The sequence below is a fragment of the Micromonospora sp. MA102 genome (genome assembly GCF_025460765.1).
Lineage (GTDB): Bacteria > Actinomycetota > Actinomycetes > Mycobacteriales > Micromonosporaceae > Micromonospora > Micromonospora halotolerans.
In genome coordinates, this window is the sequence record NZ_JAMWEG010000001.1 from 128,113 (window position 1) to 153,258 (window position 25,146).

21 protein-coding genes are annotated in these 25,146 nt (G+C 73.7%); 9 read left to right on the forward strand and 12 right to left on the reverse strand.

What is annotated here, in order from left to right; translation table 11 throughout:
- Positions 1 to 14: 14 nt before the first annotated feature.
- From NFX44_RS00635 to NFX44_RS00650, 4 genes are all read right to left on the reverse strand, one after another.
- On the reverse strand, positions 15 to 974 hold the full coding sequence (locus NFX44_RS00635; RefSeq protein WP_262281478.1) for a VWA domain-containing protein: 960 nt from the start codon (positions 972 to 974) through the stop codon (positions 15 to 17).
- Positions 971 to 1,933, reverse strand: a complete 963-nt coding sequence (locus NFX44_RS00640; protein WP_262281479.1) for a DUF58 domain-containing protein — start codon at positions 1,931 to 1,933, stop codon at positions 971 to 973. The genes NFX44_RS00635 and NFX44_RS00640 overlap by 4 nt, the downstream gene beginning before the upstream one ends.
- A gap of 20 nt (positions 1,934 to 1,953) precedes the next feature.
- A complete protein-coding gene (locus NFX44_RS00645; RefSeq protein WP_262281480.1) occupies positions 1,954 to 3,003 on the reverse strand; it encodes a MoxR family ATPase in 1,050 nt (349 codons plus the stop codon).
- 194 nt (positions 3,004 to 3,197) lie between these two features.
- The gene (locus NFX44_RS00650; protein ID WP_262281481.1) at positions 3,198 to 3,737 is read right to left on the reverse strand and encodes a hypothetical protein; all 540 of its coding nucleotides are present in this window, start codon (positions 3,735 to 3,737) and stop codon (positions 3,198 to 3,200) included.
- Positions 3,738 to 4,073: 336 nt separating this feature from the next.
- Between NFX44_RS00650 and NFX44_RS00655 the strand changes: the two genes are divergently transcribed.
- Complete coding sequence (locus tag NFX44_RS00655; RefSeq protein ID WP_262281482.1) at positions 4,074 to 5,066, forward strand: endonuclease/exonuclease/phosphatase family protein; 993 nt, start codon at positions 4,074 to 4,076, stop codon at positions 5,064 to 5,066.
- Between the two features lie 3 nt (positions 5,067 to 5,069).
- Here NFX44_RS00655 and cimA read toward each other — a convergent pair whose 3' ends face one another.
- Positions 5,070 to 6,650 (reverse strand): citramalate synthase, encoded by a 1,581-nt coding sequence (gene cimA / locus NFX44_RS00660; protein ID WP_262281483.1) that lies wholly within the window; start codon positions 6,648 to 6,650, stop codon positions 5,070 to 5,072.
- Between the two features lie 309 nt (positions 6,651 to 6,959).
- On the opposite strand from cimA, the gene NFX44_RS00665 reads away from it, so the two are divergent.
- The 4 genes from NFX44_RS00665 (at position 6,960) to NFX44_RS00680 (ending at position 9,399) form a co-directional block, all read left to right on the forward strand.
- Positions 6,960 to 7,520, forward strand: coding sequence for a peroxiredoxin (locus tag NFX44_RS00665; protein WP_262281484.1), 561 nt, complete (start codon positions 6,960 to 6,962; stop codon positions 7,518 to 7,520).
- A gap of 2 nt (positions 7,521 to 7,522) precedes the next feature.
- Positions 7,523 to 8,053 (forward strand): carboxymuconolactone decarboxylase family protein, encoded by a 531-nt coding sequence (locus NFX44_RS00670; protein ID WP_262281485.1) that lies wholly within the window; start codon positions 7,523 to 7,525, stop codon positions 8,051 to 8,053.
- A gap of 91 nt (positions 8,054 to 8,144) precedes the next feature.
- On the forward strand, positions 8,145 to 8,603 hold the full coding sequence (locus tag NFX44_RS00675; protein WP_262281486.1) for a PRC-barrel domain-containing protein: 459 nt from the start codon (positions 8,145 to 8,147) through the stop codon (positions 8,601 to 8,603).
- Positions 8,604 to 8,670: 67 nt separating this feature from the next.
- On the forward strand, positions 8,671 to 9,399 hold the full coding sequence (locus NFX44_RS00680) for a tyrosine-protein phosphatase (protein ID WP_262281487.1): 729 nt from the start codon (positions 8,671 to 8,673) through the stop codon (positions 9,397 to 9,399).
- Between the two features lie 73 nt (positions 9,400 to 9,472).
- Here the strand turns inward: NFX44_RS00680 and NFX44_RS00685 are convergent, their stop codons facing one another.
- Together NFX44_RS00685 and NFX44_RS00690 are read right to left on the reverse strand one after the other, a co-directional pair.
- Positions 9,473 to 10,570 carry a branched-chain amino acid aminotransferase gene (locus tag NFX44_RS00685; RefSeq protein ID WP_262281488.1) on the reverse strand — a complete coding sequence of 366 codons (1,098 nt, stop codon included), beginning with the start codon at positions 10,568 to 10,570 and terminating at the stop codon, positions 9,473 to 9,475.
- 205 nt (positions 10,571 to 10,775) lie between these two features.
- Positions 10,776 to 11,807: a 3-isopropylmalate dehydrogenase gene (locus NFX44_RS00690; RefSeq protein WP_262281489.1), complete on the reverse strand. Its 1,032-nt coding sequence runs from the start codon at positions 11,805 to 11,807 to the stop codon at positions 10,776 to 10,778.
- 224 nt (positions 11,808 to 12,031) lie between these two features.
- Between NFX44_RS00690 and NFX44_RS00695 the strand changes: the two genes are divergently transcribed.
- Together NFX44_RS00695 and NFX44_RS00700 are read left to right on the forward strand one after the other, a co-directional pair.
- Positions 12,032 to 12,907, forward strand: a complete 876-nt coding sequence (locus NFX44_RS00695) for an FAD:protein FMN transferase (RefSeq protein ID WP_262281490.1) — start codon at positions 12,032 to 12,034, stop codon at positions 12,905 to 12,907.
- 333 nt (positions 12,908 to 13,240) lie between these two features.
- A complete protein-coding gene (locus NFX44_RS00700) occupies positions 13,241 to 13,597 on the forward strand; it encodes a hypothetical protein (RefSeq protein WP_262281491.1) in 357 nt (118 codons plus the stop codon).
- 60 nt (positions 13,598 to 13,657) lie between these two features.
- Here the strand turns inward: NFX44_RS00700 and serA are convergent, their stop codons facing one another.
- A complete protein-coding gene (gene serA / locus NFX44_RS00705; protein ID WP_262281492.1) occupies positions 13,658 to 15,256 on the reverse strand; it encodes a phosphoglycerate dehydrogenase in 1,599 nt (532 codons plus the stop codon).
- Positions 15,257 to 15,526: 270 nt separating this feature from the next.
- On the opposite strand from serA, the gene NFX44_RS00710 reads away from it, so the two are divergent.
- Positions 15,527 to 16,945: a hypothetical protein gene (locus NFX44_RS00710; RefSeq protein WP_262281493.1), complete on the forward strand. Its 1,419-nt coding sequence runs from the start codon at positions 15,527 to 15,529 to the stop codon at positions 16,943 to 16,945.
- 69 nt (positions 16,946 to 17,014) lie between these two features.
- Here NFX44_RS00710 and ilvC read toward each other — a convergent pair whose 3' ends face one another.
- The 4 genes from ilvC to NFX44_RS00730 all read right to left on the reverse strand — a co-directional run bounded on the left by ilvC (position 17,015) and on the right by NFX44_RS00730 (position 23,160).
- Positions 17,015 to 18,028: a ketol-acid reductoisomerase gene (ilvC, locus tag NFX44_RS00715; RefSeq protein ID WP_262281494.1), complete on the reverse strand. Its 1,014-nt coding sequence runs from the start codon at positions 18,026 to 18,028 to the stop codon at positions 17,015 to 17,017.
- Positions 18,029 to 18,086: 58 nt separating this feature from the next.
- The gene (gene ilvN / locus NFX44_RS00720) at positions 18,087 to 18,602 is read right to left on the reverse strand and encodes an acetolactate synthase small subunit (RefSeq protein WP_046563652.1); all 516 of its coding nucleotides are present in this window, start codon (positions 18,600 to 18,602) and stop codon (positions 18,087 to 18,089) included.
- Positions 18,602 to 20,530: an acetolactate synthase large subunit gene (locus tag NFX44_RS00725; protein WP_262281495.1), complete on the reverse strand. Its 1,929-nt coding sequence runs from the start codon at positions 20,528 to 20,530 to the stop codon at positions 18,602 to 18,604. The genes ilvN and NFX44_RS00725 overlap by 1 nt, the downstream gene beginning before the upstream one ends.
- A 179-nt stretch (positions 20,531 to 20,709) precedes the next feature.
- Complete coding sequence (locus tag NFX44_RS00730; protein WP_262281496.1) at positions 20,710 to 23,160, reverse strand: bifunctional diguanylate cyclase/phosphodiesterase; 2,451 nt, start codon at positions 23,158 to 23,160, stop codon at positions 20,710 to 20,712.
- 111 nt (positions 23,161 to 23,271) lie between these two features.
- Here NFX44_RS00730 and ilvD point away from each other — a divergent pair, with 111 nt between their 5' ends.
- Complete coding sequence (gene ilvD, locus NFX44_RS00735) at positions 23,272 to 25,119, forward strand: dihydroxy-acid dehydratase (protein ID WP_262281497.1); 1,848 nt, start codon at positions 23,272 to 23,274, stop codon at positions 25,117 to 25,119.
- The last annotated feature ends 27 nt before the right edge of the window (positions 25,120 to 25,146 follow it).

Genomic DNA, 25,146 nt, shown 5'->3' on the forward strand with positions numbered 1-25,146 from the left:
CGGTCCTTGCGCGGTCAGGGCAGCCGGGAGAACCACCGCAGCGATCCGGCGGCGGCCCCCATGGCGAAGACCAGCCCGAGGCCGATGAAACGGGCCGAGATGTCCTGCCGTTCGTTGCGGTAACCCACGGACGTGCCGATGTCCTCGTAGACGGCGCGCAGCTCGGCGCTGGTGGACGCCTCGTGGAAGCCGCCCCCGGTCTCCTCGGCGACCGCCTTGAGGGTCTGCCCGTCGACCGGCACCTGGATCGCCCGCCCACCCCGGTCGACCGAGCCGGTCGGCGTGCCGAACGAGATGGTGTGCACCGGCACCTTGGCCGCCACGGCCTGGCCGGCCGCCTCCAGCGGATCCATGCCGGACGTGTTCGCCCCGTCGGAGAGGATGATGATCCGCGCCGGCGGCGGGTCCTTGGCGGCCTTGGCGTCCAGGCTCTTGACCGCGCCCAGCGAGGTGCTGATGGCCTCCCCGATCGCGGTTCCCTGCACCCCGGTGATCCCCTCGGCGAGCCGCTCGACCCCCTCGTCCAGGGCGTCCCGGTCGGTGCTCGGCGGCACCACCACCGCCGCGCTGCCGGCGAACGCGACGAGTCCCACGTTGAACTCGTCCGGCAGCCCGTCGACGAACCGGCGGGCGGCCTCCTTGGCGGCGGTCAGCCGGTCCGGATCGACATCGCCGGCCAGCATCGAGGTGGAGACGTCCACCGCCACCATCACGGTGGCCCGTTCCCGGGGCACCCGCACCTCGGCGTTGGGCCGGGCGAAGCCGACCACCAGCAGCGCGAGCATGGCCAGGAAGAGCCCCGCCGGGACGTGCCGGCGCCAGGCCGGCCGCTGCGGCGCGACCCGGTCCAGCAGCCGCAGGTTGGTGAACCGCACCGCGTACCGGCTCTGCCGGCGCTGCATGGCCAGGTAGCCGACGACCAGCGCGGCGACGCCCAGCAGCAGCCAGAGACGGGCGGGCGACTGCCAGGTCACGCCACACCTCCCCGAGGCGCGGCGGGCGCGGCGGCGAGCCGGCGCTGGGCGTGCACGTGCCGGACGATGTCCGCGCTCCAGTCCCGGTCGGTGCGCAGCGCCAGGTGCGTCGCGCCGGACCGGCGCAACGCGTCCCGCACCTGGTCGCGCTGGGCGGCCGCGGCCGCGGCGTACCGCTCGCGCAGGCCCGGGTCACCGGTCCACACCTCGCGGCGGCGGCCGGTCTCCGGGTCGACCAGGGTGACCAGCCCGACGTCCGGCAGCTCCAGCTCGCGCGGGTCGGTCACCTCGACGGCCAGCACCTGGTGCCGGACGGCCAGCCGGCGCAGCACGGCCTCCCAGGCCGGGGCGGCGTCCGGGTCGTCGGGCAGCCCGTCGAGGAAGTCGGAGACGACCACCACGAGGCCGCGCCGGGTGGCCATCCGCTGGAGCCCGTCCAGCCCGTCGTGCAGGCCCGGCGTCTCCGGGTGCCCGTCGGTGCGTGGCGCGCCCAGCAGGGCGCGGAGCAGCCCGAGCAGATGGGTACGCCCGCCGCGGGCCGGGAACCGTCGAATGCCGTCCGGGGTGAGCACCTGCCCGCCGAGGCGGTTGCCGACGCCGGCGGTGAGGAAGCCGACCGCCGCCACGGCGGCCACCGCGAGCTCCCGCTTGTCCAGTGTGGCCGTGCCGTACTCCATGCTGGGGCTGGCGTCGACCAGCAGCCAGGTGGTCAGCTCGCGGTCGGCGTCGACCACGCGTACGTGCGGGATGGTGGTCCGCGCGGTCACCGCCCAGTCCATCCGGCGGACCTCGTCCTCGCCGGGCCGGTACTCCCGGCTGCCGGCCGCCTCGCTGCCGGGCCCGGGCAGCAGGCCGCGGTACTGGCCGTGCAACAGCCCGTCGAGCCGCCGGGTGACGGTCAGTTCCAGCCGGCGCAGCCGCTGGTCGGGAGCCAGGTCGGCCAGTCCGGGGTCGGGCATGGTGGGTGCGTCCCGGCGTCTCATGCCGCCGCCAGGTCGGCCGCCGCCTCCGGGTGCCCGGTGACCACCCGGGGTGGGGGCACCGCCTCGACCAGCCGGCGGACCAGCGACTCGGCGGAGACCCCGTCGGCCACCGCGTCGAAGGAGAGCACCAGCCGGTGGGAAAGCACGTCCACCGCGAGGTCCCGGACGTCCTCCGGGAGCACGTGGTCGCGACCGTGGATCAGCGCCTGTGCCCGCGCCGCGGCCACCAGGCCGAGGGTGGCCCGCGGGCTCGCGCCGTACGCCAGCAGCGGGGCGATCTCGGGCAGCCCGAACCGCCCCGGGTCGCGGGTGGCGAGGATGAGCCTGACCACGTACTCGGCGAGGGCGTGGTGGACGAAGATGTCGGCGGCCCGGCGCTGGAGTGCGCGCAGCCGGACGGGGTCGAGGACCGGGCGGGCGGTCGGCCGCTCGGTGCTCATCCGGTAGAGGATGGCCAGCTCGTCGGCGTCGCTCGGGTAGTCGACGACGACCTTCATGAGGAAGCGGTCGCGCTGCGCCTCGGGGAGCTGGTAGACCCCCTCCGACTCGATCGGGTTCTGGGTGGCCAGCACCAGGAACGGGTCGGGGACCGGCCAGCTGCGGCCGCCGATGGAGACCTGCCGCTCGGCCATGGCCTCGAGCAGCGCCGACTGCACCTTGGCCGGGGCGCGGTTGATCTCGTCGGCGAGCACGAGGTTCGCCATGATCGGGCCCAGCTCCACGTCGAACGACTCGGTGGAGGCGCGGTAGATGCGGGTGCCGACGATGTCGGAGGGGACCAGGTCGGGGGTGAACTGGATCCGGGAGAAGGTGCCGCCGACCACGGTGGCGAGGGTCTGCGCCGCGAGGGTCTTGGCCACCCCCGGCACGCCCTCCAGCAGGCAGTGGCCGTCGGCGATCAGGGCGGTGAGCAGGCGATCGACGAGCCGATCCTGCCCGACGATCACGCGTTTGACCTCGAAGAGGGTCTGTTCCAGCTCGACGCCGCTCGCGTCGGCATCGACCGGGCTGGGCACGCTGGCCAGGGTGTCCGAGATGTCCGTCACGGTGCTTGCTTCCCGTGCCGGCGTGCGGACAAACGTCGGATTATCGGCCCCTGGCCGGCCCTTCCGGGGCCGGACCGGGACGACTCCCCCGGGCGGTCGGCAACGGTGCGAGCGGGATGGGAAGGGGCAGACAGGGTCGGGCGGCCACGGCAGCCGGCCCCCGCCCGGGGACGGGGGCCGGCTGCCGGCGGGGGTCAGTTGGCGATGAGCAGGTGGAACGGCCGATCCGCGTACCCGCCGCTGGAGCTGCGGGTCTGGACGAAGACCGCGTTCGGGATCAGGTAGCGCGGCGCCACCGAGACCTCGCCCGCGGGCGGGACGTTCGCCGCGTCGTTGCTGCCGATCGTGGCGTGCAGCCCCTTGAGGTTGACGGCGTAGTCGAGCGTCACCTGGTACTGGCCGGCGAACTGTCCGGGCAGCGACGGGGAGAACCTGCTGGCGCTCACGACGTTGGGCGAGTGCTGGAGCAGGGTTCCGTTGCTGCTGACGACCGCCCAGGCGACCAGGCCGGGTGTGGGCGCGGCGAGGGTGGCCCGCATCGCGGCCTTCGCGGACCGGGTCTCGGCAGCGGTCACCGGCGGCTGCTGGCCGGTCTGGCGCGCGCCGGGCTGCCCGACCTCGGCCGGGGCCTTCGCCGCCGGGTGGGCGGCGGCCGCGATACCGCCGCCGGCCAGGGTGAGGGACAGCGCGGCGAGGGCCACCACCGACGCCTTGCGCTTGAGGAATGTGGCCATGACAGATCTCCCTTTTGTGACCGTGGTGACACGGCCGGCCCGCGTGGTGCGGGACGGATGAATGCGGCACGGGAGCCAGGCGCAGAATAATTGCGGACCATCGGGGGTCCACGTCGGATCGCACCGTCAATGTAGAGCTACACCTGGCGTTGAGCTGGGTTTACTACGGAGAGTCGCGACGTCTCGACCAGGTGGAACCTAGCACCGGAAAATGCAGACGGTCAATAGCTCGCATTTACCGCACGGCAATTGAAAAATGCTTCCGATAATTGTGAGAGGTGAGTGCCGGACCATTCATGAAAATGCCCGGCCGCGGCGGCGGGTAGCGTGACGGCCATGATCACGACGAGGGGGCCCGGACGGGCTGGCGGCCGGGCGGCACGGTCCGCCACGATCGCCTGCTGGCTGGCGGTCGCGCCCGTGGTTGCCTGGGCGGCGCTCCGGCTTGCCGGGCTGGAACGGGGGCCGCTGGTGCAGGCCGTCGCCTTCACGCCGTACGTCGCCGCCGCCGCGCTCGCCCCGGTGGTGCTGGCGCTCGCCCTGCGGCGCCGCGCGCCCGCGGTGGTGGCGGCCCTCGCCGCGCTGGCGCTGGTCGCCGCCGTGGCGCCGCGGGTCGTCCGCGACGACCGGCCCACGGCGGACGGTCCGGCGCTCCGGCTGCTCACCGCCAACCTGCTCAAGGGCGGCGCCGACCCGGCGCGGCTGGTCGAGCTGGTCCGGGCGCACCGGGTGGACGTGCTGACCGTGCAGGAGTTCACCCCGGAGATCGCCGCCGAGCTGGACCGGCTCGGGCTGGCCACGCTGCTGCCCTACCGGGTGCTGAACCCGGAGGTCGGCACCACCGGATCCGGGCTGTACGCGCGCCACCCGCTGACCGGGACGGGCTGGCGGCGCAACGAGGGCTTCCAGTTCACCCAGGCGTACGGGACGGTGGCCGTGCCGGGCGCGCCACCGCTGCGGGTGGAGTCGGCGCACCCGGCCGCCCCGTACGCCGTCGACGTGGTGCCGGACTGGTGGACCGACCTGCGGACCCAACCGCCGGCCACCCCGCGCGGCGGGTTGAGCATCCTGGCCGGCGACTTCAACGCGACCCTCGACCACGCGCCGCTGCGCGACCTGATCGACACGGGGTACGTGGACGCCGCCGACGCGGCCGGCGCCGGGCTCTCCGGCACCTGGGGCCCCTACGACGGTGATCCGATCCCGCCGGTCACCATCGACCACGTGCTTGTCGACCGGCGCATCGAGGTCCGCGCGGTCAGCGTGCACGGCGTGCCGGGCAGCGACCACCGGGCCGTGCTGGCCGAGCTGCGGCTCCCCGCCGGGTGAGCGTCAGACCCGGGCCCGGTCCAGGCCGTAGGTGAGGGCGTCGACCAGGGCGTGCCAGCTCGCCTCGACCACGTTGGGGTGGACGCCGACCGTGGTCCAGTCGCGGCCGGCCCCGGCGGTCTCCACGAGCACCCGGGTCACCGCGCCGGTGCCGTGGCTGCCCTCCAGGATGCGGACCTTGTAGTCGGCCAGCTCGAACTCGCGCAGCTCCGGGTAGTGCCGGGCGAGCGCCACCCGCAGCGCCTCGTCCAGGGCGTTGACCGGGCCGTTCCCTTCGGCGGTGGCGATGACGCGCTCGCCGCGTACCCGGATCTTGACGGTGGCCTCGGAGACCACCGCGCCGTCCTCGCGGTGCTCGACCAGCACCCGGTAGGACTCCAGGGCGAAGGGCCGGGCCGGCGCGGCGTCCGGCAGCTCGGAGCGGACGAGCAGCTCGAACGAGGCGTCGGCGGCCTCGAACGACCACCCGCCGGCCTCCAGCTCCTTCACCCGGTTGGTGACCCGGGACAGGGCCTGCGGATGGCCGGCCAGGTCCAGGCCCAGCTCACGGCTCTTGAGCTCGACGCTGGCCCGGCCGGCCATCTCGGTCACCAGGATCCGCATGTCGTTGCCCACCACCGAGGGATCCACGTGGTTGTAGAGCAACGGGTCGACCTTGATCGCGCTCGCGTGCAGCCCCGCCTTGTGGGCGAAGGCGGCGGCCCCGACGTAGGCCTGGTGGGTGTCGGGGGCGATGTTGGCGATCTCGGCGATGGCGTGCGAGACCCGCACCATCTGTTCCAGGCAGCCCTCCGGTAGGACGGGCATGCCGAGCTTGAGTTGGAGGTTGGCCACGATCGCGAAGAGGTCGGCGTTGCCGGGGCGCTCGCCGTACCCGTTCGCCGTGCCCTGGACGTGCCGGACGCCGGCCTCGACCGCCGCGATCGTGTTGGCCACGGCGCAGGCGGTGTCGTTCTGGGCGTGCATGCCGAGCAGGTCCGGGGCGATCCCGGTCCGCGCGGTCAGGTCGGTGATCGCGGCGGTGACCTGGGAGGGCAGCATCCCCCCGTTGGTGTCGCAGAGGACGAACCGCTCGGCACCGGCGGCGAGCGCGGTCTCCGCCACCGCGGCCGTGTACGCCGGGTCCTGCCGGTAGCCGTCGTAGAAGTGCTCCCCGTCGACGAAGACCCGCCGGCCCTGCGCCACCAGGTACCCGACCGTGTCACGGATCATCGCGAGGTTCTCCTCGGCGGTGGTGCGCAGGGCCCGCTCGACGTGCCGCAGGTCCGCCTTGGCCACCAGCGCCACGGCCGGGGTCGCCGCGTCGAGCAGCCCGCGCACCTGCGGGTCGTCCTCGACCGCGACGCCCGCCTTCCGGGTGGCCCCGAACGCGACCAGGATGGCGTGCCGCAGCTCCAGCTCGGTGCGGGCCCGGCGGAAGAACTCGGTGTCCTTCGGCACGGCGCCCGGCCAGCCGCCCTCGATGAAGCCGACCCCGAGGTCGTCGAGCAGGCGGGCCACCGCCAGCTTGTCGACCACCGAGTAGGTGAGCCCCTCGCGCTGGGCGCCGTCGCGCAGCGTCGTGTCGTACACCTGGAAGGTCATGGGAGTCCTCTTCTCGAACCTGCGGGGGCAACAAAAAGACCCCCCGCGGATGCGGGAGGTCTGCGCGCTCGGCGAGGGGGAAGGCCGGACGCGCTAGCTGCCAATAATCAGGACGGAGCTGGTCACGGTCCGTACTCTGCCACTCCGATCCGGCTTGTGGGAGGAGAAACCCACATCGCGGGACGGGCCCGTGATCGACTTAACAAGGCGCCCTGCCCAGGGTCGGGCGGCGACCGGGCTGCGGAAGTATCTGGAACAGATCCAGTTACCGGCCCGGCGTCGTCGCCGGGCCGCCGTCAAGGAGGACCCGTGCTCACTGTCGGTGACCACTTCCCCGAGTACGAACTCACCGCGTGCGTCTCGCTCGACGCCGACAAGGCGTTCGAGACGATCAACCACAAGACCTACGAGGGCAAGTGGCGCGTCGTCTTCTTCTGGCCGAAGGACTTCACCTTCATCTGCCCGACGGAGATCGCCGAGTTCGGCCGTCTCAACGGCGAGTTCGCCGACCGGGACGCCCAGGTTCTCGGCGTCTCCGTGGACAACGAGTTCGTGCACTACGCCTGGCGCAAGGACCACCCGGACCTGCGCGAGCTGCCCTTCCCGATGCTCAGCGACATCAAGCGTGAGCTGACCGCCGACTGCGGCGTGCTCGGCGACGACGGTGTCGCCCAGCGGGCCACCTTCATCGTCGACCCGGACAACGAGATCCAGTTCGCCATGGTGACCGCCGGCTCGGTCGGCCGGAACGTCGCCGAGGTGCTGCGGGTGCTCGACGCCCTGCAGACCGACGAGCTCTGCCCGTGCAACTGGAACAAGGGCGGCGCCACCCTGGACGCCAACGCGCTGCTCGCCGGGGCCGGGGCCTGAGCATGGGTCTGGACGCGGTCAAGGCGGCCCTGCCCGAGTACGCCAAGGACATCAAGCTCAACCTCGGCTCCACCATCGCCACCTCGACGCTGAAGCCGGAGCAGGCCTGGGGCACCGCCCTGGCCTGCGCGGTGGCGGCCCGTAACCCGGTGGTGCTGCGGGAGATCGCCGCCGAGGCGGCCGGGCACCTCACGCCCGAGGCGGTCGAGGCGGCCAAGGGCGCGGCCACCATCATGGCGATGAACAACGTCTACTACCGGGCCAAGCACCTCATCGGCGACGAGCAGTACGCCTCGCTGCCGGCCCGACTGCGGATGCAGATCATCGCCCGGCCCGGGGTGGAGAAGACCGACTTCGAGCTCTGGTGCCTCGCCGTCTCGGCGATCACCGGCTGCGGCGTCTGCCTGGAGTCGCACGAGAAGACCCTGCGGGCCGCCGGGTTCAGCCGCGACCAGGTGCACGAGGGGCTGCGCATCGCGTCCGTCGTGCACGCCGCCGCGGTGGCCTTGGACGCGGAGGCCGCGCTGGCCTGAAGCCGATCGGTGTATCGATCTCCACAACCGGGTAGGTAGGGATCCGACAGGCAAATCCCCCGAGAAAGTCGAGAAAGGGAGTGTTGACGCCATGGAGCGGCTCGACCCTCGAACGACCCACGGGACGCCGGATCCGCTGACCCAGGGTGGTCAGGGCGCCTTCGCGGGCGGCGCGCCCGCCGGGCGTTTCGATCCGTGGAGCTACCGGGACGACGCCGGGGTGACCGGAGTCGACCTGGTCGGCTACAAGGTGGAGGCGACTGACGGCGGCATCGGCAAGGTGGACCGGGCCAGCCACGAGGTGAACAGCAGTTTCCTCGTGGTGGACACCGGGCCCTGGATCTTCGGCAAGAAGGTCATGCTGCCGGCCGGCACCGTCAACCACGTCGACCACGACGAGCGGAAGGTCTACGTCGACCGGGGCAAGGACCAGATCAAGGCCGCGCCCGAGTACGACGAGGCCACCGACACGGACCCGGCCTACCGGGACAAGCTCGGCGGTTACTACGACGACACCTACTCGTCGATCCCGCCGGGCACCGCCCGGTAACGGAGACACCTGCAACCAGCGGCCGGCGGGGCACATCGTGGCCCCGCCGGCCGTTACCGTGTCAGGGGTGGACGCTCCGGAGACCCCCTTCCCCGCGCTCTTCAACTTCCGCGACGTCGGCGGCTACCGCACCAGCGACGGGCGCACCGTCCGGCACCGCCGGCTCTACCGCTCCGATTCCCTGCACCGCATCGACGAGACCGACCGGGCGGCGTTCACCGCGCTCGGCATCCGCACCGTCATCGACCTGCGCCGTCCCACCGAGGTGGCCCGCGACGGCCGGGTGCCCGCCTACGACGGGCTGGCCTACCGGCACATCCACCCCGAGCACCAGGACTGGGCCGAGCGGGTGTACGAGCCCGGCAGCGACCTGGCCCGCTACCTCGCCGACCGGTACGCCGACCTGGCCCGCACGGGCACCGCCGGGCTGGCCGAGGCGGTCGGCCTGATCGCCGACAGCGCCAACGCGCCGGTGGTGGTGCACTGCGTCGCCGGCAAGGACCGCACCGGCATCGTCTGCGGGCTCACCCTGGCCGTGCTCGGCGTCCCCGACGACGACGTCGCCGCCGACTACGCGCTCAGCACCGCCGCGTCCGAGCGGTTCAGCGCCTGGGTGCGGGCCACCCTGCCGGGCGCCGTGGAGCCCCCGCCGCCGTTCCTGGCCTCCCCCGCCGAGGCGATGATGCTCTTCCTCACCGAGCTGCGCGAGGGCTACGGCTCCGTCGAGGGCTACCTCCGCCACGCCGGCGTGACCGACGAGCAGGTCAAGGCCCTCCGCGCCCACCTCGTGGACTGACCCGGGGGCGGGAAGCACGCACGGCCGGCGCCGTCGAGGACGGGCCGGCCGTGCGGGACGCGCTGATGGAGGGTCAGAGGACGCGGGAGACCCAGCCGTGCCGGTCCTCGGCGCGGCCGCGCTGGATGTCCACCAGCTTCTGGCGCAGCGCCATGGTGGAGCGGCCCGGCTCGCCGCCACCGATCAGGAACTCCCCGTCCGGGAAGCGCACCCCGCCGATCGGGGTGATCACGGCGGCGGTGCCGCAGGCGAACACCTCGCGCAGCCGCCCGCTGGCCGCGTCGGCCTGCCAGTCGGCGAAGCTGACCGGCCGCTCCTGCACCCGGTGCCCCGACTCGGCGGCCAGGGTGAGGATCGCGTCGCGGGTGATGCCGGGCAGGATGGTGCCGGTCAGCGGCGGGGTGACCAGGGTGTCGTCGTCGTAGACGAAGAAGACGTTCATGCCGCCCAGCTCGTCGACGAAGCGCCGCTCCACCGCGTCCAGGAAGACCACCTGGTCGCAGCCGGCCTCGATGGCCTCGGCCTGCGCGGCGAGCGATGCGGCGTAGTTGCCGCCGCACTTGGCCGCGCCGGTGCCGCCGGGCGCCGCCCGGGTGTAGTCCGGCGAGACCCAGACCGTGACCGGCTTGACCCCGCCGGCGAAGTACGCCCCGGCGGGCGATGCGATCACGCAGTAGAGGTATTCGTTGGCCGGGCGGACGCCGAGGAAGACCTCGCTGGCGAACATGAACGGCCGCAGGTAGAGGCTGGCGTCCTCGTGCTCCGGGATCCAGTCCTGGTCGATCTCGACCAGCCGCCGCAGCGACTCGACGAACGTCTCCGCCGGCAGCTCGGGCATGGCCAGCCGGTGCGCCGAGTCGATGAAGCGGGCCGCGTTGGCCTCCGGGCGGAACATGGTGACCGACCCGTCCCCGGTCCGGTACGCCTTCAGCCCCTCGAAGATCTCCTGCGCGTAGTGCAGGACCGCCGCGGCGGGGTCCATGGGGATCGGCGCCCGCGCCTCCACCCGGGCGTCGTACCAGCCCTTGCCCTCGGCGTACCGGATGGTCACCATGTGGTCGGTGAACACCCGACCGAAGCCCGGGTTCGCCAGCAGGGCGGCCCGGTCGGCGGCGGATACCGGCGCGGGATTCGGACGGATCTCGAAATCGAGCTTGTCACCACCGCTCATCGCGCTGACCTCCCTGCGGGTCCACGGCATGCGGGATCGCACGCCGACGTCACTGGTGCCAGAAACTTACCCCGAACGGTCGTTCAGCGGATAGCTCCGCCCCGGCACATCCGGCACCGCCGGACGGGCGGCCCACCGGGCCGGGACGGGAGCGGGCCCGGGTACGGGTCTGGCGGCCCGGATCCGGGCCGAGGTGACGGCCCGGTCAGGCTACGGCGTAGCCGGCGAGGCGGTCGCCGACCTCCTCGGTGCGCAGCGGCGCACCCGGCGTACGGCCGGCCAGCTCGGTGGCGACCGCGGCGGTGACCCGCGCGGCGGCGTCGGCGTGGCCGAGCTGGTCGAGCAGGAGCGCGGCGGAGAGCACCGCGGCCACCGGGTCGGCGATCCCCCGGCCGGCGATGTCCGGCGCGGAGCCGTGCACCGGCTCGAACATCGACGGGTACCGCCCCTCGGGGTTGATGCAGCCGCTGGCCGCCAGCCCGATGCCGCCGGTCACCGCGGCGGCGATGTCGGTGAGGATGTCGCCGAAGAGGTTGTCGGTGACCACCACGTCGTAGCGGGACGGGTTGGTCACCAGGAACATCGCGGCGGCGTCGACGTGCTGGTACTCGGTGGTCACGTCGGGGTGCTCGGCGGCGACGGCCGCGAAGGCGCGCGCCCAGAGCGAGCCGGCGTGGGCGAGCACGTTGGTCTTGTGCACGAGGGTGACCTTGCGCCGCTCCCGGCGGCCGGCCCGGGCGAACGCGTCGCGGATCACCCGCTCGACGCCGTGCCGGGTGTTCAAGCTCTCCTCGGTGGCCACCTCGGCCGGGGTGTCCCGGTGCAGCGAGCCGCCGGCCCCCGCGTAGAGGCCCTCGGTGCCCTCGCGGACCACCACCAGGTCGACCTCGCCGGGCTTGACGGCGGCCAGCGGGCCGGCGACGCCGGGCCAGAGCCGCGAGGGGCGGAGGTTGACGTACTGGTCGAAGGCGAAGCGAAGCTTGAGCAGCAGCCCCCGCTCCAGCACGCCCGGCGGCACGGTCGGGTCGCCGACCGCGCCGAGCAGGATGGCGTCGTGCCCGGCCAGCTCGTCGAGGACCGAGTCGGGCAGCACCTCGCCGGTGCGGTGGTAGCGTGCCGCGCCGAGGTCGTACTCCGTCGCCTCGACCCCGGGGAGCACCGCGTCGATGACCTTGCGGGCCTGCTCGACCACCTCGGGTCCGATGCCGTCCCCGGCCACCACCGCGATGCGTGCCACCTGGCGCTCCTCACCCTCGTCGCTCTGGCGCAACCGTACGTCGCCGTCCCGGCTCCCGGTACGAGCCTTCCAATATGCGGGATATCCGGATGCACAGGAGTCTCCCAGGTGGCATTCATGGACCGGTCATCTCCACTGCCTATGGTCGGTGGGACAGGGTCGACGGGGGCCCGGGACCGGCTTGCGCCGCGGCGCTGCGGCGTGGTCAGCGAGGGAGCAGTGTCATGCGGATCGAGGAGCAGCGGCGGGGCCGCTGGACGGACGAGCAGCCCCGCACCCGGTGGATCGACCAGTCGGCCTTCCGCCACCGCCGCCCCGACCTGCGCCTCGGCAGCCGCAGCCACCGCCTGGAGCGGGCCGGCGGCACGGCCGACGACCGCATCAGCGTCCGGCACACCGTCCGCACCTCCACCGCCGAATACTCGCTGCTGCTCAACGCGCCCGAGTGGCTGGGCCGCCGGGGCACCGGCGAGGCGCTCCGGGACGCCGTCGCCGAACTGCGCGCCATCGACCTCACCTACGGGCCGAACCAGCCGGACAGCCTGGTGTCGAAGCTGCGCCGGGGCGAGATCGGCCCCGAGTCGTACCCGCCGCTGGCCGACCTGGTGGACCGCTGCGCCGCGATGCGGGCGGCGACCGACGGGTGGTTCGACGCCTGGGCGGTGCCGGGCGGCTTCGACCCGGGCGGCCTGCTCGGCGGCTGGGCGGTGGAGCGCGCCGCGGCCCGGCTGCGCGCCGCGGGCATCCACGACTACGCCGTGCTCGCCGGTGCCGACCTGACCGTCCGGGGCCACGCCGCGCACGGCGGTCCGTGGCGGGTCGCCGTGCACCACCCGACCGACGGGCACCGGGCGCCGCTGGTGCTGGAGATGACCGCCGGCGCGGTGGGCACCTCGGGCGTGACCGGGCGGCGGGGGCACGTGGTGGACCCGCACACCGGCGAGCCGGCCGACCACCTGGTCGCCGCCACAGTGGTGGGTCCGGATCTCGCGGTGGCCGACGCCTACGCCACCGCCCTGTACGCCGCCGGCCCGGCCGGGCTGGCCTGGTTCCGCAACGGCTCGGACTACCGGGCGCTCTTCGCCCACCGCCGGCGCTGACCGCGGCGCGCCGCCCCGCCTTCGCATCCGGGGCGCGGACCGCGATCGGCCCCCACGGTCTCGGCAACGACTGTGGGGGCCGGTCAGCGACGAGTGCGCGTGGCTCGCGCAATCGAGGGGTGCGGGCCGGTGGGTCGGACGGCCGACCGCGCCACCCGAAGACGGGCCGGAGAATCGACTCAGCCAGTGACCGCACGGGTACGCTAGCGAATCGACGCAACTCGACGCAAGAGTCTCCACAGCGGACCGTCGGGTGTCCTGTCGGCAATCAGCGAGCCAACCTGCGGCGGGGCAGGGGTGACGGCGCGCACCCGGGATGGCACGCTGTCCGCCGTGAGTTTCGACTTGAGCGTGTGGGCCCTGCCGGCCGGGGCCACGCCCGACGAGGTGCGGGCGGCGGTGCAGCGGTGCCGCGAGGGACGGCACGGCGAGCAGTACCCCGATCCGCGGGTGGTCGCCTTCTACCGGGCCATCACGGCCAGCTACCCCGACCGTCCGGCCGGCCCGGGCACGCCGTGGGAGGTCGCCCCGCTGCACGCGGCCGGGGACCACGTGGAGATGAACCTCTTCCCCACCTGCGCGGACGAGGTGCTGCTGGACATCGAGCGGCTGGCCGGTGAGCACGACCTCATGCTCTTCGACGCCCAGGACGGCTCGGTCTACCCGCCGCCGGCCCGCGTCAAGACCTGACCGCCGGCAACGACGAGGGGCCCGGCCGTCCGGCCGGGCCCCCGATCCGTCGTGGCCGGACTACTCGTCGCGCAGGTCGGCCGCGCTGGCCGCGACCGCGCCGATCGAGTCGGCCGCCGAGGTGAGCAGGTCGGCGCCGAGGGCCTGGTCGACGGTGAGCGTCATGAGCGTCTCGCCGCCGGCCTCCCGGCGGGCCACCTGCATGGCGGCGATGTTCACGCCGGCCTCGCCGAGCAGCGTGCCGACGGTGCCGACCACGCCGGGCCGGTCGGCGTAGCGCAGGAAGACCAGGATGCCCTCCGCGCCGATCTCCACGTCGAAACCGTCCACCTCGGTCAGTTTGAGGACGTCCCGCGCGCCGGTGTGGGTGACCGTGCCGGAGACGCTGACCGTCCGGCCGTCCGGCAGCGCGCCGCGAACGGTGACCAGGTTGGGGTGGTCGACGGTCTCGGCCTGCGTGGCGAGGGTGACCTCGACGCCCCGCTCGGCGGCCAGGTGCGGCGCGTTGACGTAGGTGACCTGCTCCTCCACCACCGAGCTGAACAGCCCCTTGGTGGCGGCGAGCTTGAGCACCGACACGTCGTTGGCGACGACCTCGCCGCGCACGTCGACGGTGACGCTGGCGGCCACCCCGCCGGCCAGCGCGGTGAACGCCCGGCCCAGCTTCTCGGCCAGCGGCAGCAGCGGCCGGACGTCCTCGGCGACCACGCCGCCGGCCTGCACGTTCACGGCGTCCGGCACGAACTCGCCCTGCAGGGCCAGCTTGACGCTCTTCGCCACGGCCAGGCCGGCCTTGTCCTGCGCTTCGTGGGTGGAGGCGCCCAGGTGCGGGGTGGCCACCACGTTGTCGAAGGCGAACAGCGGCGAGGAGGTGCACGGCTCCTTGGCGTAGACGTCGACGCCGGCGCCGGCGACCCGGCCCTCGGCGATCGCGTTCGCGAGCGCCTGCTCGTCGACCAGGCCTCCGCGGGCGGCGTTGACGATCCGGACGCCCGGCTTGACGATCGCCAGTTCCTTCTCGCCGATGAGGCCCACCGTCTCCGGCGTCTTGGGCAGGTGGATCGAGATGAAGTCGCTCTCCCGGAGCAGCTCCTCCAGGCCGACCAGCCGGACGCCGAGCTGCGCGGCACGGGCCGGCTGGATGTACGGGTCGTACGCGATCAGGCGGGTGCCGAAGGCGGCGATGCGCTGCGCGAACAGCACGCCGATGCGACCGAGGCCCACCACGCCGATCGTCTTGCCCTGCAGCTCCACGCCCGTGTACTTGGACCGCTTCCACTCCCCGGCCTTCAGCGCGGCGCTGGCGCTCGCGGTGTTGCGGGCCACGGCGAGCAGCAGCGCCACCGCCTGCTCGGCGGCGGAGACGATGTTGGAGGTGGGCGCGTTGACGACCATGACGCCCCGCGCGGTGGCGGCCGGGACCTCGACGTTGTCCAGCCCGACGCCGGCCCGGGCGACCACCTTGAGCCGCGGGGCCGCCGTGATCGCCTCGGCGTCGATCTGGGTGGCGCTGCGTACGATCACCGCGTCGGCCTCGGAAAGCGCGGAGAGCAGGGCCGGGCGGTCGGTGCCGTCCACGTGACGCACGTCGAAGTCGTGCGCGAGCACCTCGATGGCGGCGGGAGCGAGTTCTTCGGCGATCAGTACGACAGGATTCATCGGTCCTCGTAGACGCTCGGTTTTGTGGTCGGCCTGGGGCGTCGGGACGCCTCGCTGCGCCCTGCGCCGATCCGTGCCATGGCCGTCGGGTGCCGGCTGGAGCACCTCACCAAGGATGGTAGGGCGCGGCCCGCCCTCCGGGTCCCGGACCGCGGGGTGAGCGCCCTCACACAGGTTCGTCGCACGCCGGTCACCCCCTGTTCACCCGACGACCTGCTGGCGCGGCCCCGCTACAACGGGAGCCAGCAGCCGCACGGAAGGGGGCCGTCGATGTCGCAGGTGATCCGGATCGCGCTGCTCCGCCCGCTGGCCCGCCGCCGCCCGCTCCGCTGGGGTCCCCGGCTGGCCGAGGCGTTGGTCACCCGGTCCCAGGTAGTGAGCGGGCTGCCCGGCGGGGCGGCCCGGCGCCTGGCCGCCGCCGAGGAGGCGGTGGCGCTGTGCCGCCGGCTTGCCGCGGACCGGCCGGACCGGCACCGCGCGGACCTGGCCCGCGCGCTCGTGGCCCGGGTCGGCATGCCCGACCTCCAGCTCGCGACGGAGGCGGTCGGCCAGCTCCGGGAGGCGATCGGGTACGTCGAGGACCCGCCCGACCGCGCCGGGCTGCTGGTGCTCGCCGCCGGCCGGGGGCTGTTGGCCAGCAACCTGTCCGTCCTCGGTGAGACCCGCGAGGCGCTCACGACGGCGCTGCGCGCCCGCGCCACCTGGAACGCCGCCGCCCCGCTCAACGGGAGGGAGCGGATGCGGCGGGCCAGCACGCTGCTGGTGCTCGGCGACTGCCAGGCGGCGCTGGGCCGGCCCGAGCAGGCGCTCGCCGCACGGCAGGAGGCGTGGGACGCCTTCCGCGCGCTGTCCTGGTACCAGCAGCTGCGCCGGGCCTACCTGGGCGCGATCGCGGCGACCGACCTCGCGCGGAGCCTGGCCGCGGCCGGCCGCCTCCGGGAGGCGCTCGATCTGATCGACGCGTCCCGCCCGGAACGGGAGATGGTGCGGATCGTCCAGTCGGCGCGCGGATGGTCGCTCACGGGCGGGGCACTGCTGGTCGAGGCGGAGTGCCGGGCAGAACTGGGCGAGCCGGACGCGGCGTTGCGAGCCGCCGAGGAGGCGGTCAGCCGGTTGCGGGAGCCGGCCCCGCTCCGGCGTGGCGAGCTGGCCGCGGCACTGCGCGCCCACGGGGCGCTGCTGCTGCGGTTCGCGTCGCGCCCGGACGGCCTCGACCGGCTCACCGAGGCGGTCGAGGCGGCCCGGGGCGCCGACGACGTCGAGCTGGCCCGTGCCCTGACCCAGCTCGCCGCCGCGCGGATCGGGGACCGGCGGTGGGACGCGGTCGAGCCGCTGCTGGACGAGTTGCTCGACGTCTGCCGTCGGCACGCCGACGACCTGCCGGAGGTGTTCCGCCCGCTGCTCGTCGAGGCGCTGAACCTCCAGCTCATGGCCGTGTTCGACGCGCCCGCCGGGGAGGCGCACCCGGACGCCCCGCCGCGTGAGCGGATCGCCGGGCTGGACGGCGTGACCGTCGGGCGCGAGGCGGTGGAGCTGGCCCGAACGCTCGCCACGGCCGACCCCCGGCACCGTGCCCTGCTGGAGCGGTCACTGCGTCGCCAGGCCCGCGTCCTCGCGGCACAGGGCCGCACCGACGAGGCAGAGCGTGCCACCGCCGAGGCGGAGAACCTGTCGTCGGCGCCGGAATGACGGCGGCCCGCCGCCCGACGCCGGGGAGAGCGTCGGGCCGCGGGCCGCGTCGGAGCTGCCTGAGGCGGGTCAGGCGGTCTCGGTGATGGGCCGGTCGACCCAGCTCATCATGGCGCGCAGCTTCTGCCCGGTCTCCTCGATCGGGTGCGCCGCGCCCTCGGCCCGCCACTTGGCGAAGTTCGGCCGGCCGGCCTCGTCCTCGGCCACCCACTCGCGGGCGAACTCGCCGGACTGGATCTCGCCGAGGATCTTGCGCATCTCCTCCTTGACCCGGGAGTCGATGACCCGCGGGCCCCGGGAGAGGTCGCCGTACTCGGCGGTGTCCGAGATGCTGTAGCGCATCCGGGCGATGCCGCCCTCGTACATGAGGTCGACGATGAGCTTCAGCTCGTGCAGGCACTCGAAGTAGGCCACCTCCGGGGCGTAGCCGGCCTCGGTGAGCACCTCGAAGCCGGTCTGCACGAGCGCCGCCGCGCCGCCGCAGAGCACCGCCTGCTCGCCGAAGAGGTCGGTCTCGGTCTCCTCGGTGAAGGTGGTCCGGATCGCGCCGGCCCGGGTGCCGCCGATGGCCTTGGCGTAGGCCAGGGCCAGGCCGAAGGCGTTGCCGCTGGCGTCCTGCTCGACGGCGACCAGGCAGGGCACGCCCTTGCCGTCGACGTACTGGCGGCGGACCAGGTGGCCGGGGCCCTTCGGGGCGACCATCGCCACGTCCACGTCGGCCGGGGGCTTGATGAGGCCGTACCGGATGTTGAAGCCGTGGCCGAAGAAGATCGCCTTGCCGGGGGCGAGGTTGGGGGCGATCGAGTCGGCGTACAGGCCGCGCTGGGCGGTGTCCGGCGCCAGGATCATGATCACGTCGGCCTCGGCGGCCGCCTCGGCGGGCGTGAGCACCCGCAGGCCCTGCTCCTCGGCCTTCGGCCGGCTCTTCGACCCGGCGGGCAGGCCGATCACCACGTCGACGCCGGAGTCGCGCAGCGACAGCGCGTGGGCGTGGCCCTGGCTGCCGTAGCCGATCACGGCGACCGTGCGGCCCTGGATCAGGCCCAGGTCGGCGTCGTCGTCGTAGTACACCTCAACGCTCATTGACTTCCCTTTCCTACGGCGGTGCCCGTCGGCCCGTCGAAAATCTGGTGGGTGCGAATCAGGCGGCGCGCAGCGCCGGGCCGGCGGTGATCGAGCGGGAGCCCCGACCGATGGCCACCGTGCCGGACTGGACCATCTCCTTGATGCCGAACGGCTCCAGGTCCCGCAGGAGCGCGTCGAGCTTGTCCGGGGTGCCGGTGGCCTCGATGGTCAGCGTGTCCGGCGCGACGTCGACCACCCGGGCGCGGAACAGGGCGACCGTCTCCAGCACCTGGCCGCGGGCGTTGCGGTCCGCCCGGACCTTGACCAGCAGCAGCTCCCGGGCCACCGACACCTGCGGGTCCAGCTCGACGATCTTGAGGACGTTGACCAGCTTGTTGAGCTGCTTGGTGACCTGCTCCAGCGGCGAGGACTCGGCGTTGACCACGATGGTGATGCGGGAGACGTCCGGGTTCTCGGTCTCACCCACCGCGAGGCTGTCGATGTTGAACCCGCGCCGGGAGAACAGCCCGGAGACCCGCGCCAGGACACCGGGCTTGTTCTCCACCAGCACGGACAGCGTGTGCATCGTCATCAGAGCTCGTCCTCGTCGAAGGCGGGGCGGACGCCCCGGGCGAACATGATCTCGTCGTTGCTGGTGCCGGCGGCGACCATCGGCCACACCATGGCGTCCTTGCCGACCACGAAGTCGATGACCACCGGTGCGTCGGTGATCGCCATGGCCGCCTCGATGGTCTTGTCCACGTCGGCGGCGTTCTCGCAGCGCAGGCCGACGCAGCCGAGCGCCTCGGCGAGCTTCACGAAGTCCGGGATGCGGTGCTTGTGGGTGCCCAGCTCGGTGTTGGAGTAGCGCTCCCCGTAGAACAGGGTCTGCCACTGCCGGACCATGCCCAGGTTGCCGTTGTTGATGACGGCGACCTTGATCGGGATGCCCTCCAGGGCGCAGGTGGCCAGCTCCTGGTTGGTCATCTGGAAGCAGCCGTCGCCGTCGACCGCCCACACCGTGGTGTCCGGCTTGCCGACCTTGGCACCCATCGCCGCCGGGACGGCGTAGCCCATGGTGCCGAGGCCGCCGGAGTTGAGCCAGGTGTACGGCTTCTCGTACGAGATGAACTGGCTGGCCCACATCTGGTGCTGGCCGACGCCCGCCACGTAGACGGCGTCCGGGCCGGCGATCTCGCCCAGCCGCTTGATCACGTACTGCGGGGAGAGCATGCCGTCGGCCGGCTCCTCGTAGCCCAGCGGGTAGCGCCCGCGCAGGTCGTCCAGCTGGTTCCACCAGTCGGCGAGGTCGGCGGCCGGCCGGGCCGCCTGCTCGGCGGTGACGGCCGCGACCAGCTCGTCGATGACGTGCCGGGCGTCGCCCACGATCGGGACGTCGGCGTGCCGGTTCTTGCCGATCTCCGCCGGGTCGATGTCGGCGTGCACCACGGTGGCGTCCGGCGCGAACGAGTCGAGCCTGCCGGTGACCCGGTCGTCAAAGCGGGCGCCCAGCGCCACGATCAGGTCGGACTTCTGCAGGCCGTAGACCGCGGCGACGGTGCCGTGCATGCCGGGCATGCCCAGGTGCTGCCGGTGCGAGTCGGGGAACGCGCCGAGCGCCATGAGGGTGGTGACCACCGGGATGCCGGTCAGCTCGGCCAGCCGGCGCAGCCCCTCGGTGGCGCCGGCCTTGAGCACGCCGCCGCCGACGTAGAGCACCGGGCGGCGGGCGCTGGTCATCAGCCGGGCCGCCTCCCGGATCTGCTTGCCGTGCGGGTGCAGCGTGGGCCGGTAGCCGGGCAGGTCCAGGGTGGGCGGCCAGGCGAAGGTGGTCGGCGCCTGGAGGACGTCCTTGGGGATGTCGACCAGCACCGGGCCGGGCCGGCCGGTCGAGGCCAGGTGGAACGCCTCGGCGAGCACCTGCGGGATCTCGTCGGCCGTCTGGACCAGGAAGTTGTGCTTGGTGATCGGCAGGGTGATGCCCTGGATGTCCGCCTCCTGGAAGGCGTCCGTGCCGATCGACGGGCGGGCGACCTGGCCGGTGATCGCCACCATCGCCACCGAGTCCATGTACGCGTCGGCGATCGGCGTGACCAGGTTGGTCGCGCCCGGGCCGGAGGTGGCGATGCAGACGCCGACCTTGCCGGTGGCCTGGGCGTAGCCGGTGGCGGCGTGCCCGGCGCCCTGCTCGTGCCGGACCAGGATGTGCCGGACGGTCGAGTCGTAGAGCGGGTCGTACGCGGGCAGGATCGCGCCGCCCGGGATGCCGAAGACGACGTCGACGCCGAGCGCCTCGAGCGACCGCACCAGCGAGCCGGCGCCGGAGAGCTGCGCGGGCTGCCGTTCGGCCGCGGTGCGTCCGTCCGCGCCGGCCGTGGCGCCCCGTCCCGCTACGGCCGGGGTGGCCGGGGTGGCACCGGGGCGGGGGGCGGGGGCGTGGTCGGCGTCGGCGGCCGGCTCGGTGGCCGGACGGGCGCGCCGGGCGGAGTGGGCGAGGGTCTCTGGCGTGGGTCTCGTCATGGCGGTTCAGGCCTTCGGCTGGAGTGGGTGATGCGCTTCTCAGGGTGGGACGCGGGCGTCCCGGCGATGCTCCGACGGCAACAAAAACGGCCCACGTGCAGATGCACGGGGCCAGCGCACTCTCAACGGGAGAGTGCGCTCAGGTAAGTACTCGCAGCGACCGGTTCGACGACATGCGGTCAAGCCTGACGCATCTCACGCGATGAGTCAACTGATCCCACATTTTGGTTCACGGACGTGGGCGTGTCGGCTCCCGGAGCGCCCTCGGCGGCCGGCACGACCTGCGAAGATCCCTCATTCGAGGTACGCGGCGCGGGCACCTGGGCGGGCGGGTTCGACCGGAGCCGGGGCAGCAGCGGGGACGGCCCGATCCGGGGCGGCGGGGCCGGCGCGACGGGCGGTGCCGAGGCGGGGCGGCTGCCGGGCGAGGTGGCCGCCTCCAGCATCGCCTCCAGGTGCTCGGCGGGCACGCCCCAGCCGAAGGCCGCGCCCTGCCCGAAGCGGCAGCCGGCGGCGACCACGGCGGCCAGCTCGGCCGGGGTGGTGACGCCCTCGGCGATCACCTCCAGGCCGAGCTGGTGGCCGAGGCGCATGACGATGTCGACCATCGGGGCGAACGCCGGGCCGTCCCGGCCCACCGGCCGGACCGGCTCGTGCTCGGCGACCAGGCTGTGATCGATCTTGAGGATGTCGATCGGGAGCCGGCGCAGCTGCCCCAGCGAGGAGTAGCCGGCGCCGAAGTCGTCCAGCGCGATCCGCACCCCGGTCAGGCGCAACGCGGTGAGCCGCCGGATCAGCTCGTCGAGGTCGGTGGCGACGGCGTGCTCGGTGACCTCCAGCACCAGCCGCTGCGGCGGCACGTGGTGGGCGCGCAGCGCGTCGGCGACCTGGACGACGTATTCCGGTGCGTGCAGCTCCCGGGGCGAGACGTTGACCGACACCCAGACGTCGTGCCCGTCGGCCAGCCAGCGGGAGAGCTGGTAGCAGGCCTGGTGCAGCACCCACGCGCCGAGCTTGGAGATCATCCCGCACTCCTCGGCGAGCGGGATGAACTCGTCGGGCCGCACGTTGCCCAGCTCCGGGTGGTGCCAGCGGAGCAGCGCCTCGGCGCCGACCGGGCGGACCGAGGGCAGCGAGGCCACCGGCTGGAAGGCCAACCGCAGCTCGTCGCGCTCGATGGCGCCGCGCAGCTCGTGCTCCAGCATGGTGCGCCGGCGCAGCAGCTGGTCGTAGGTGGCGTCGTAGCGCTCGATCCGGTTCTTGCCGCGCTGCTTGGCGTAGCGCAGCGCCAGGTCAGCGTTGCGCAGCAGCAGCTCGACGTCGGTCTCCCCGCAGCCGCCGGCCACCCCGATGCTGACCGAGAGGAAGACCGGCCCGTCCGCCTCCTCGTAGGGGCGGCCGAGCACACCGAGCAGCCGCTCGGCGACCGGCCCGGGCTCGGTGGTGCCGTGCATGAGCACCGCGAACTCGTCGCCGCCGAGGCGGGCCGCCAGGTCGCCCGGGCGCAGGTTGCCGCGCAGCCGCCGGCCCACCTCGGCCAGCACCGCGTCGCCGACGTCGTGCCCGCGCATGTCGTTGACGTTCTTGAAGCCGTCCAGGTCGAGCCCGAGCAGCACGCAGGGGACGCCGGCCTCGGCGCAGCGGTGCAGCGCGCGCAGCAGGCCGCGCCGGTTGGCCAGGCCGGTGAGCGGGTCGGTGTGCGCCAGCTCGCGGAAGTGCGCCTCCCGCTCGGCCAGCCGGTCGGCGTAGTTGCGGACGTCGTTGAGGGCCAGGTACTGGCGGGCCACCAGGGCAAAGCCCTCGACGCTGCCCGCCGCGATGCCGAACACGTCGAACCGGCCGCCCTGCACCAGGTGGTACATGGCGGAGGCGGCCATCGCGAACATCGGCACGAAGGCGTACTCGCCGTCGCGGCGGATCAGGTCGACGTCGACCCGCGGCAGGTCGACCCGGTGCGCGGCCAGGGCGGTGGCCAGCAGGCCGGCGGCGATCACCGCGGCGCCGGCGAACGCCAGGGCGGGACCGGCCTGGCAGAGCCCGGCCGACAGGCCCAGGCCGCCGCAGGTCACCCCGGTCGCGCCGGCGCCGAGCAGGACCAACCGGCCGCGCGGCGGGGCGGCCCGCAGGACCATGATGAGGGTCAGCCCGGCGGTGAACGCCGCGCTGACCGTGGCCAGCAGGATGGGCAGGCAGGCGACGGGGGTCGCGTCACCGAGCAGCCGGGTCGGCGGGCTGAACAGCGCCCAGCCGACGAACCAGAGCGCGCCCGCCATGATCACGCCGTCGAGCAGCAGCCGGGCGGTGGCCGCCCGGGCCGCGGCCGTGCCGGGCAGCCGGAGCAGGGCGACACCGAGGCCGAGCCCGGCGAGTGTGGTGCCGAGCGAGACGATCGTGGCCCAGCCGGTGCGCTGCCCCTGCCGGTGCGCCCAGTGGTCGCCGGCGGCCAGCGTGCCGGCCAGCCCGAGGAGCAGGCTGAGCAGGGCGACCCCGGCGGCGGCCGCGAGCAGCACGTGGGCCCCCCGGTGCGGGCCGCCCCGGCGGCGCGCCGACACGGCGAGCAGGGCGGCGGCGCCGGCCGCGGCGAGGCCGCTCAGCACCGCGACGATGACCATGCCCGGGGACGACTGCACGACCTCAACTGTGCCGGATCCGCGCCCCCCGTGGGGAGCCGGGTGTGCATCTGTTGGGACACGGCGCGTGTGCCCGGGGGCCGCCGCGGCGGCGGTGTCAGACTGGTAGGCATGCCTGAGCTGCGGTCGAGGACCTCCACCCACGGTCGGACGATGGCCGGCGCCCGGGCCCTCTGGCGGGCCACCGGGATGACCGACGACGACTTCGGCAAGCCGATCGTCGCCATCGCCAACAGTTTCACCCAGTTCGTCCCCGGCCACGTACACCTCAAGGACCTCGGCGGCCTGGTCGCCGACGCGGTGGCCGAGGCCGGCGGCGTGGGCCGGGAGTTCAACACCATCGCGGTGGACGACGGCATCGCCATGGGCCACGGCGGCATGCTCTACTCGCTGCCCAGCCGGGAGCTGATCGCCGACGCAGTGGAATACATGGTCAACGCGCACTGCGCGGACGCCCTGGTCTGCATCTCCAACTGCGACAAGATCACCCCGGGCATGCTGCTGGCCGCGCTGCGGCTCAACATCCCGACCGTCTTCGTGTCCGGCGGCCCGATGGAGGCCGGCAAGACGGTGGCCATCGAGGGCGTCGTCCATTCCAAGATCGACCTGATCGACGCCATGATCGCCTCCTCGAACGAGGCGGTCACCGACGACCAGCTCGGCGAGATCGAGCGCTCCGCCTGCCCGACCTGCGGCTCCTGCTCCGGCATGTTCACCGCCAACTCGATGAACTGCCTCACCGAGGCCATCGGCCTGGCGCTGCCCGGCAACGGCTCGACGCTGGCCACCCACGCGGCCCGCCGGTCGCTCTTCGTCGAGGCCGGCCGCACCGCCGTGGAGATCGCCAAGCGCTGGTACGACGCGGACGACGCTTCCGTGCTGCCCCGGGCGATCGCCAACCGGGCCGCCTTCGAGAACGCGGTCGCGCTCGACGTGGCCATGGGCGGCTCGACCAACACCGTGCTGCACCTGCTGGCCGCCGCCCGCGAGGCGGAGCTGGACTTCGGGGTGGCCGACATCGACGCCATCTCCCGGCGGGTGCCCTGCCTGGCCAAGGTCGCGCCGAACTCGCCGCAGTACCACATGGAGGACGTGCACCGGGCCGGCGGCATCCCGGCCATCCTCGGCGAGCTGGACCGCGCCGGCCTGCTCCACCGCGACGTGCACGCCGTGCACTCCCCCTCGCTGGAGAAGTGGCTCGCCGAGTGGGACGTCCGGGGCGGCTCGGCCACCCCGGAGGCGGTGGAGCTGTTCCACGCCGCACCGGGCGGGGTGCGCACCACCGAGCCGTTCTCCACCACCAACCGCTGGTCTTCCCTGGACACCGACGCGGCCGGCGGCTGCATCCGGGACCGGGAGCACGCGTACAGCGCCGACGGCGGGCTGGCCATCCTGCACGGCAACCTGGCGCCGGACGGCTGCGTCGTGAAGACCGCCGGCGTGCCCGAGGAGTGCCTGACCTTCCGCGGGCCGGCCAAGGTCTACGAGTCGCAGGACGACGCGGTCACGGCGATCCTGGCCAAGGAGGTCGTGGCCGGGGACGTGGTGGTGATCCGCTACGAGGGCCCGAAGGGCGGCCCCGGCATGCAGGAGATGCTCTACCCCACCTCGTTCCTCAAGGGCCGCGGCCTGGGTCGCTCCTGCGCACTGCTCACCGACGGCCGGTTCTCCGGCGGCACCTCCGGCCTGTCCATCGGGCACGTCTCCCCGGAGGCGGCCTCGGGCGGGCTCATCGCGCTGGTCCGGGAGGGCGACGAGATCGTCATCGACATCCCGGCCCGGTCGATCCGGCTCGACGTGCCCGACGACGTGCTTCAGGCCCGCCGGGTGGCGGAGGAGAAGCGGGACCGCCCGTACACGCCCGCCGACCGGGTCCGGCCGGTGTCCGCGGCCCTGCGCGCGTATGCGTCGATGGCCACCTCCGCCAGCGACGGCGCGTACCGCCGGGTCCCGGAGTAACCGCCCCCACCGGTCTCCGCGCCGCCG

Excerpts from the sequence above, each read along its gene's own strand:
- NFX44_RS00640 (WP_262281479.1), bottom strand. The coding sequence starts at position 1,933 with ATGCCCGACCCCGGACTGGCCGACCTGGCTCCCGACCAGCGGCTGCGC.
- NFX44_RS00650 (WP_262281481.1), bottom strand. The coding sequence starts at position 3,737 with ATGGCCACATTCCTCAAGCGCAAGGCGTCGGTGGTGGCCCTCGCCGCG.
- NFX44_RS00655 (WP_262281482.1), top strand. The coding sequence starts at position 4,074 with ATGATCACGACGAGGGGGCCCGGACGGGCTGGCGGCCGGGCGGCACGG.
- cimA (WP_262281483.1), bottom strand. The coding sequence starts at position 6,650 with ATGACCTTCCAGGTGTACGACACGACGCTGCGCGACGGCGCCCAGCGC.
- NFX44_RS00670 (WP_262281485.1), top strand. The coding sequence starts at position 7,523 with ATGGGTCTGGACGCGGTCAAGGCGGCCCTGCCCGAGTACGCCAAGGAC.
- NFX44_RS00675 (WP_262281486.1), top strand. The coding sequence starts at position 8,145 with ATGGAGCGGCTCGACCCTCGAACGACCCACGGGACGCCGGATCCGCTG.
- NFX44_RS00685 (WP_262281488.1), bottom strand. The coding sequence starts at position 10,570 with ATGAGCGGTGGTGACAAGCTCGATTTCGAGATCCGTCCGAATCCCGCG.
- NFX44_RS00695 (WP_262281490.1), top strand. The coding sequence starts at position 12,032 with ATGCGGATCGAGGAGCAGCGGCGGGGCCGCTGGACGGACGAGCAGCCC.
- serA (WP_262281492.1), bottom strand. The coding sequence starts at position 15,256 with ATGAATCCTGTCGTACTGATCGCCGAAGAACTCGCTCCCGCCGCCATC.
- NFX44_RS00710 (WP_262281493.1), top strand. The coding sequence starts at position 15,527 with ATGTCGCAGGTGATCCGGATCGCGCTGCTCCGCCCGCTGGCCCGCCGC.
- ilvC (WP_262281494.1), bottom strand. The coding sequence starts at position 18,028 with ATGAGCGTTGAGGTGTACTACGACGACGACGCCGACCTGGGCCTGATC.
- ilvN (WP_046563652.1), bottom strand. The coding sequence starts at position 18,602 with ATGACGATGCACACGCTGTCCGTGCTGGTGGAGAACAAGCCCGGTGTC.
- NFX44_RS00725 (WP_262281495.1), bottom strand. The coding sequence starts at position 20,530 with ATGACGAGACCCACGCCAGAGACCCTCGCCCACTCCGCCCGGCGCGCC.
- ilvD (WP_262281497.1), top strand. The coding sequence starts at position 23,272 with ATGCCTGAGCTGCGGTCGAGGACCTCCACCCACGGTCGGACGATGGCC.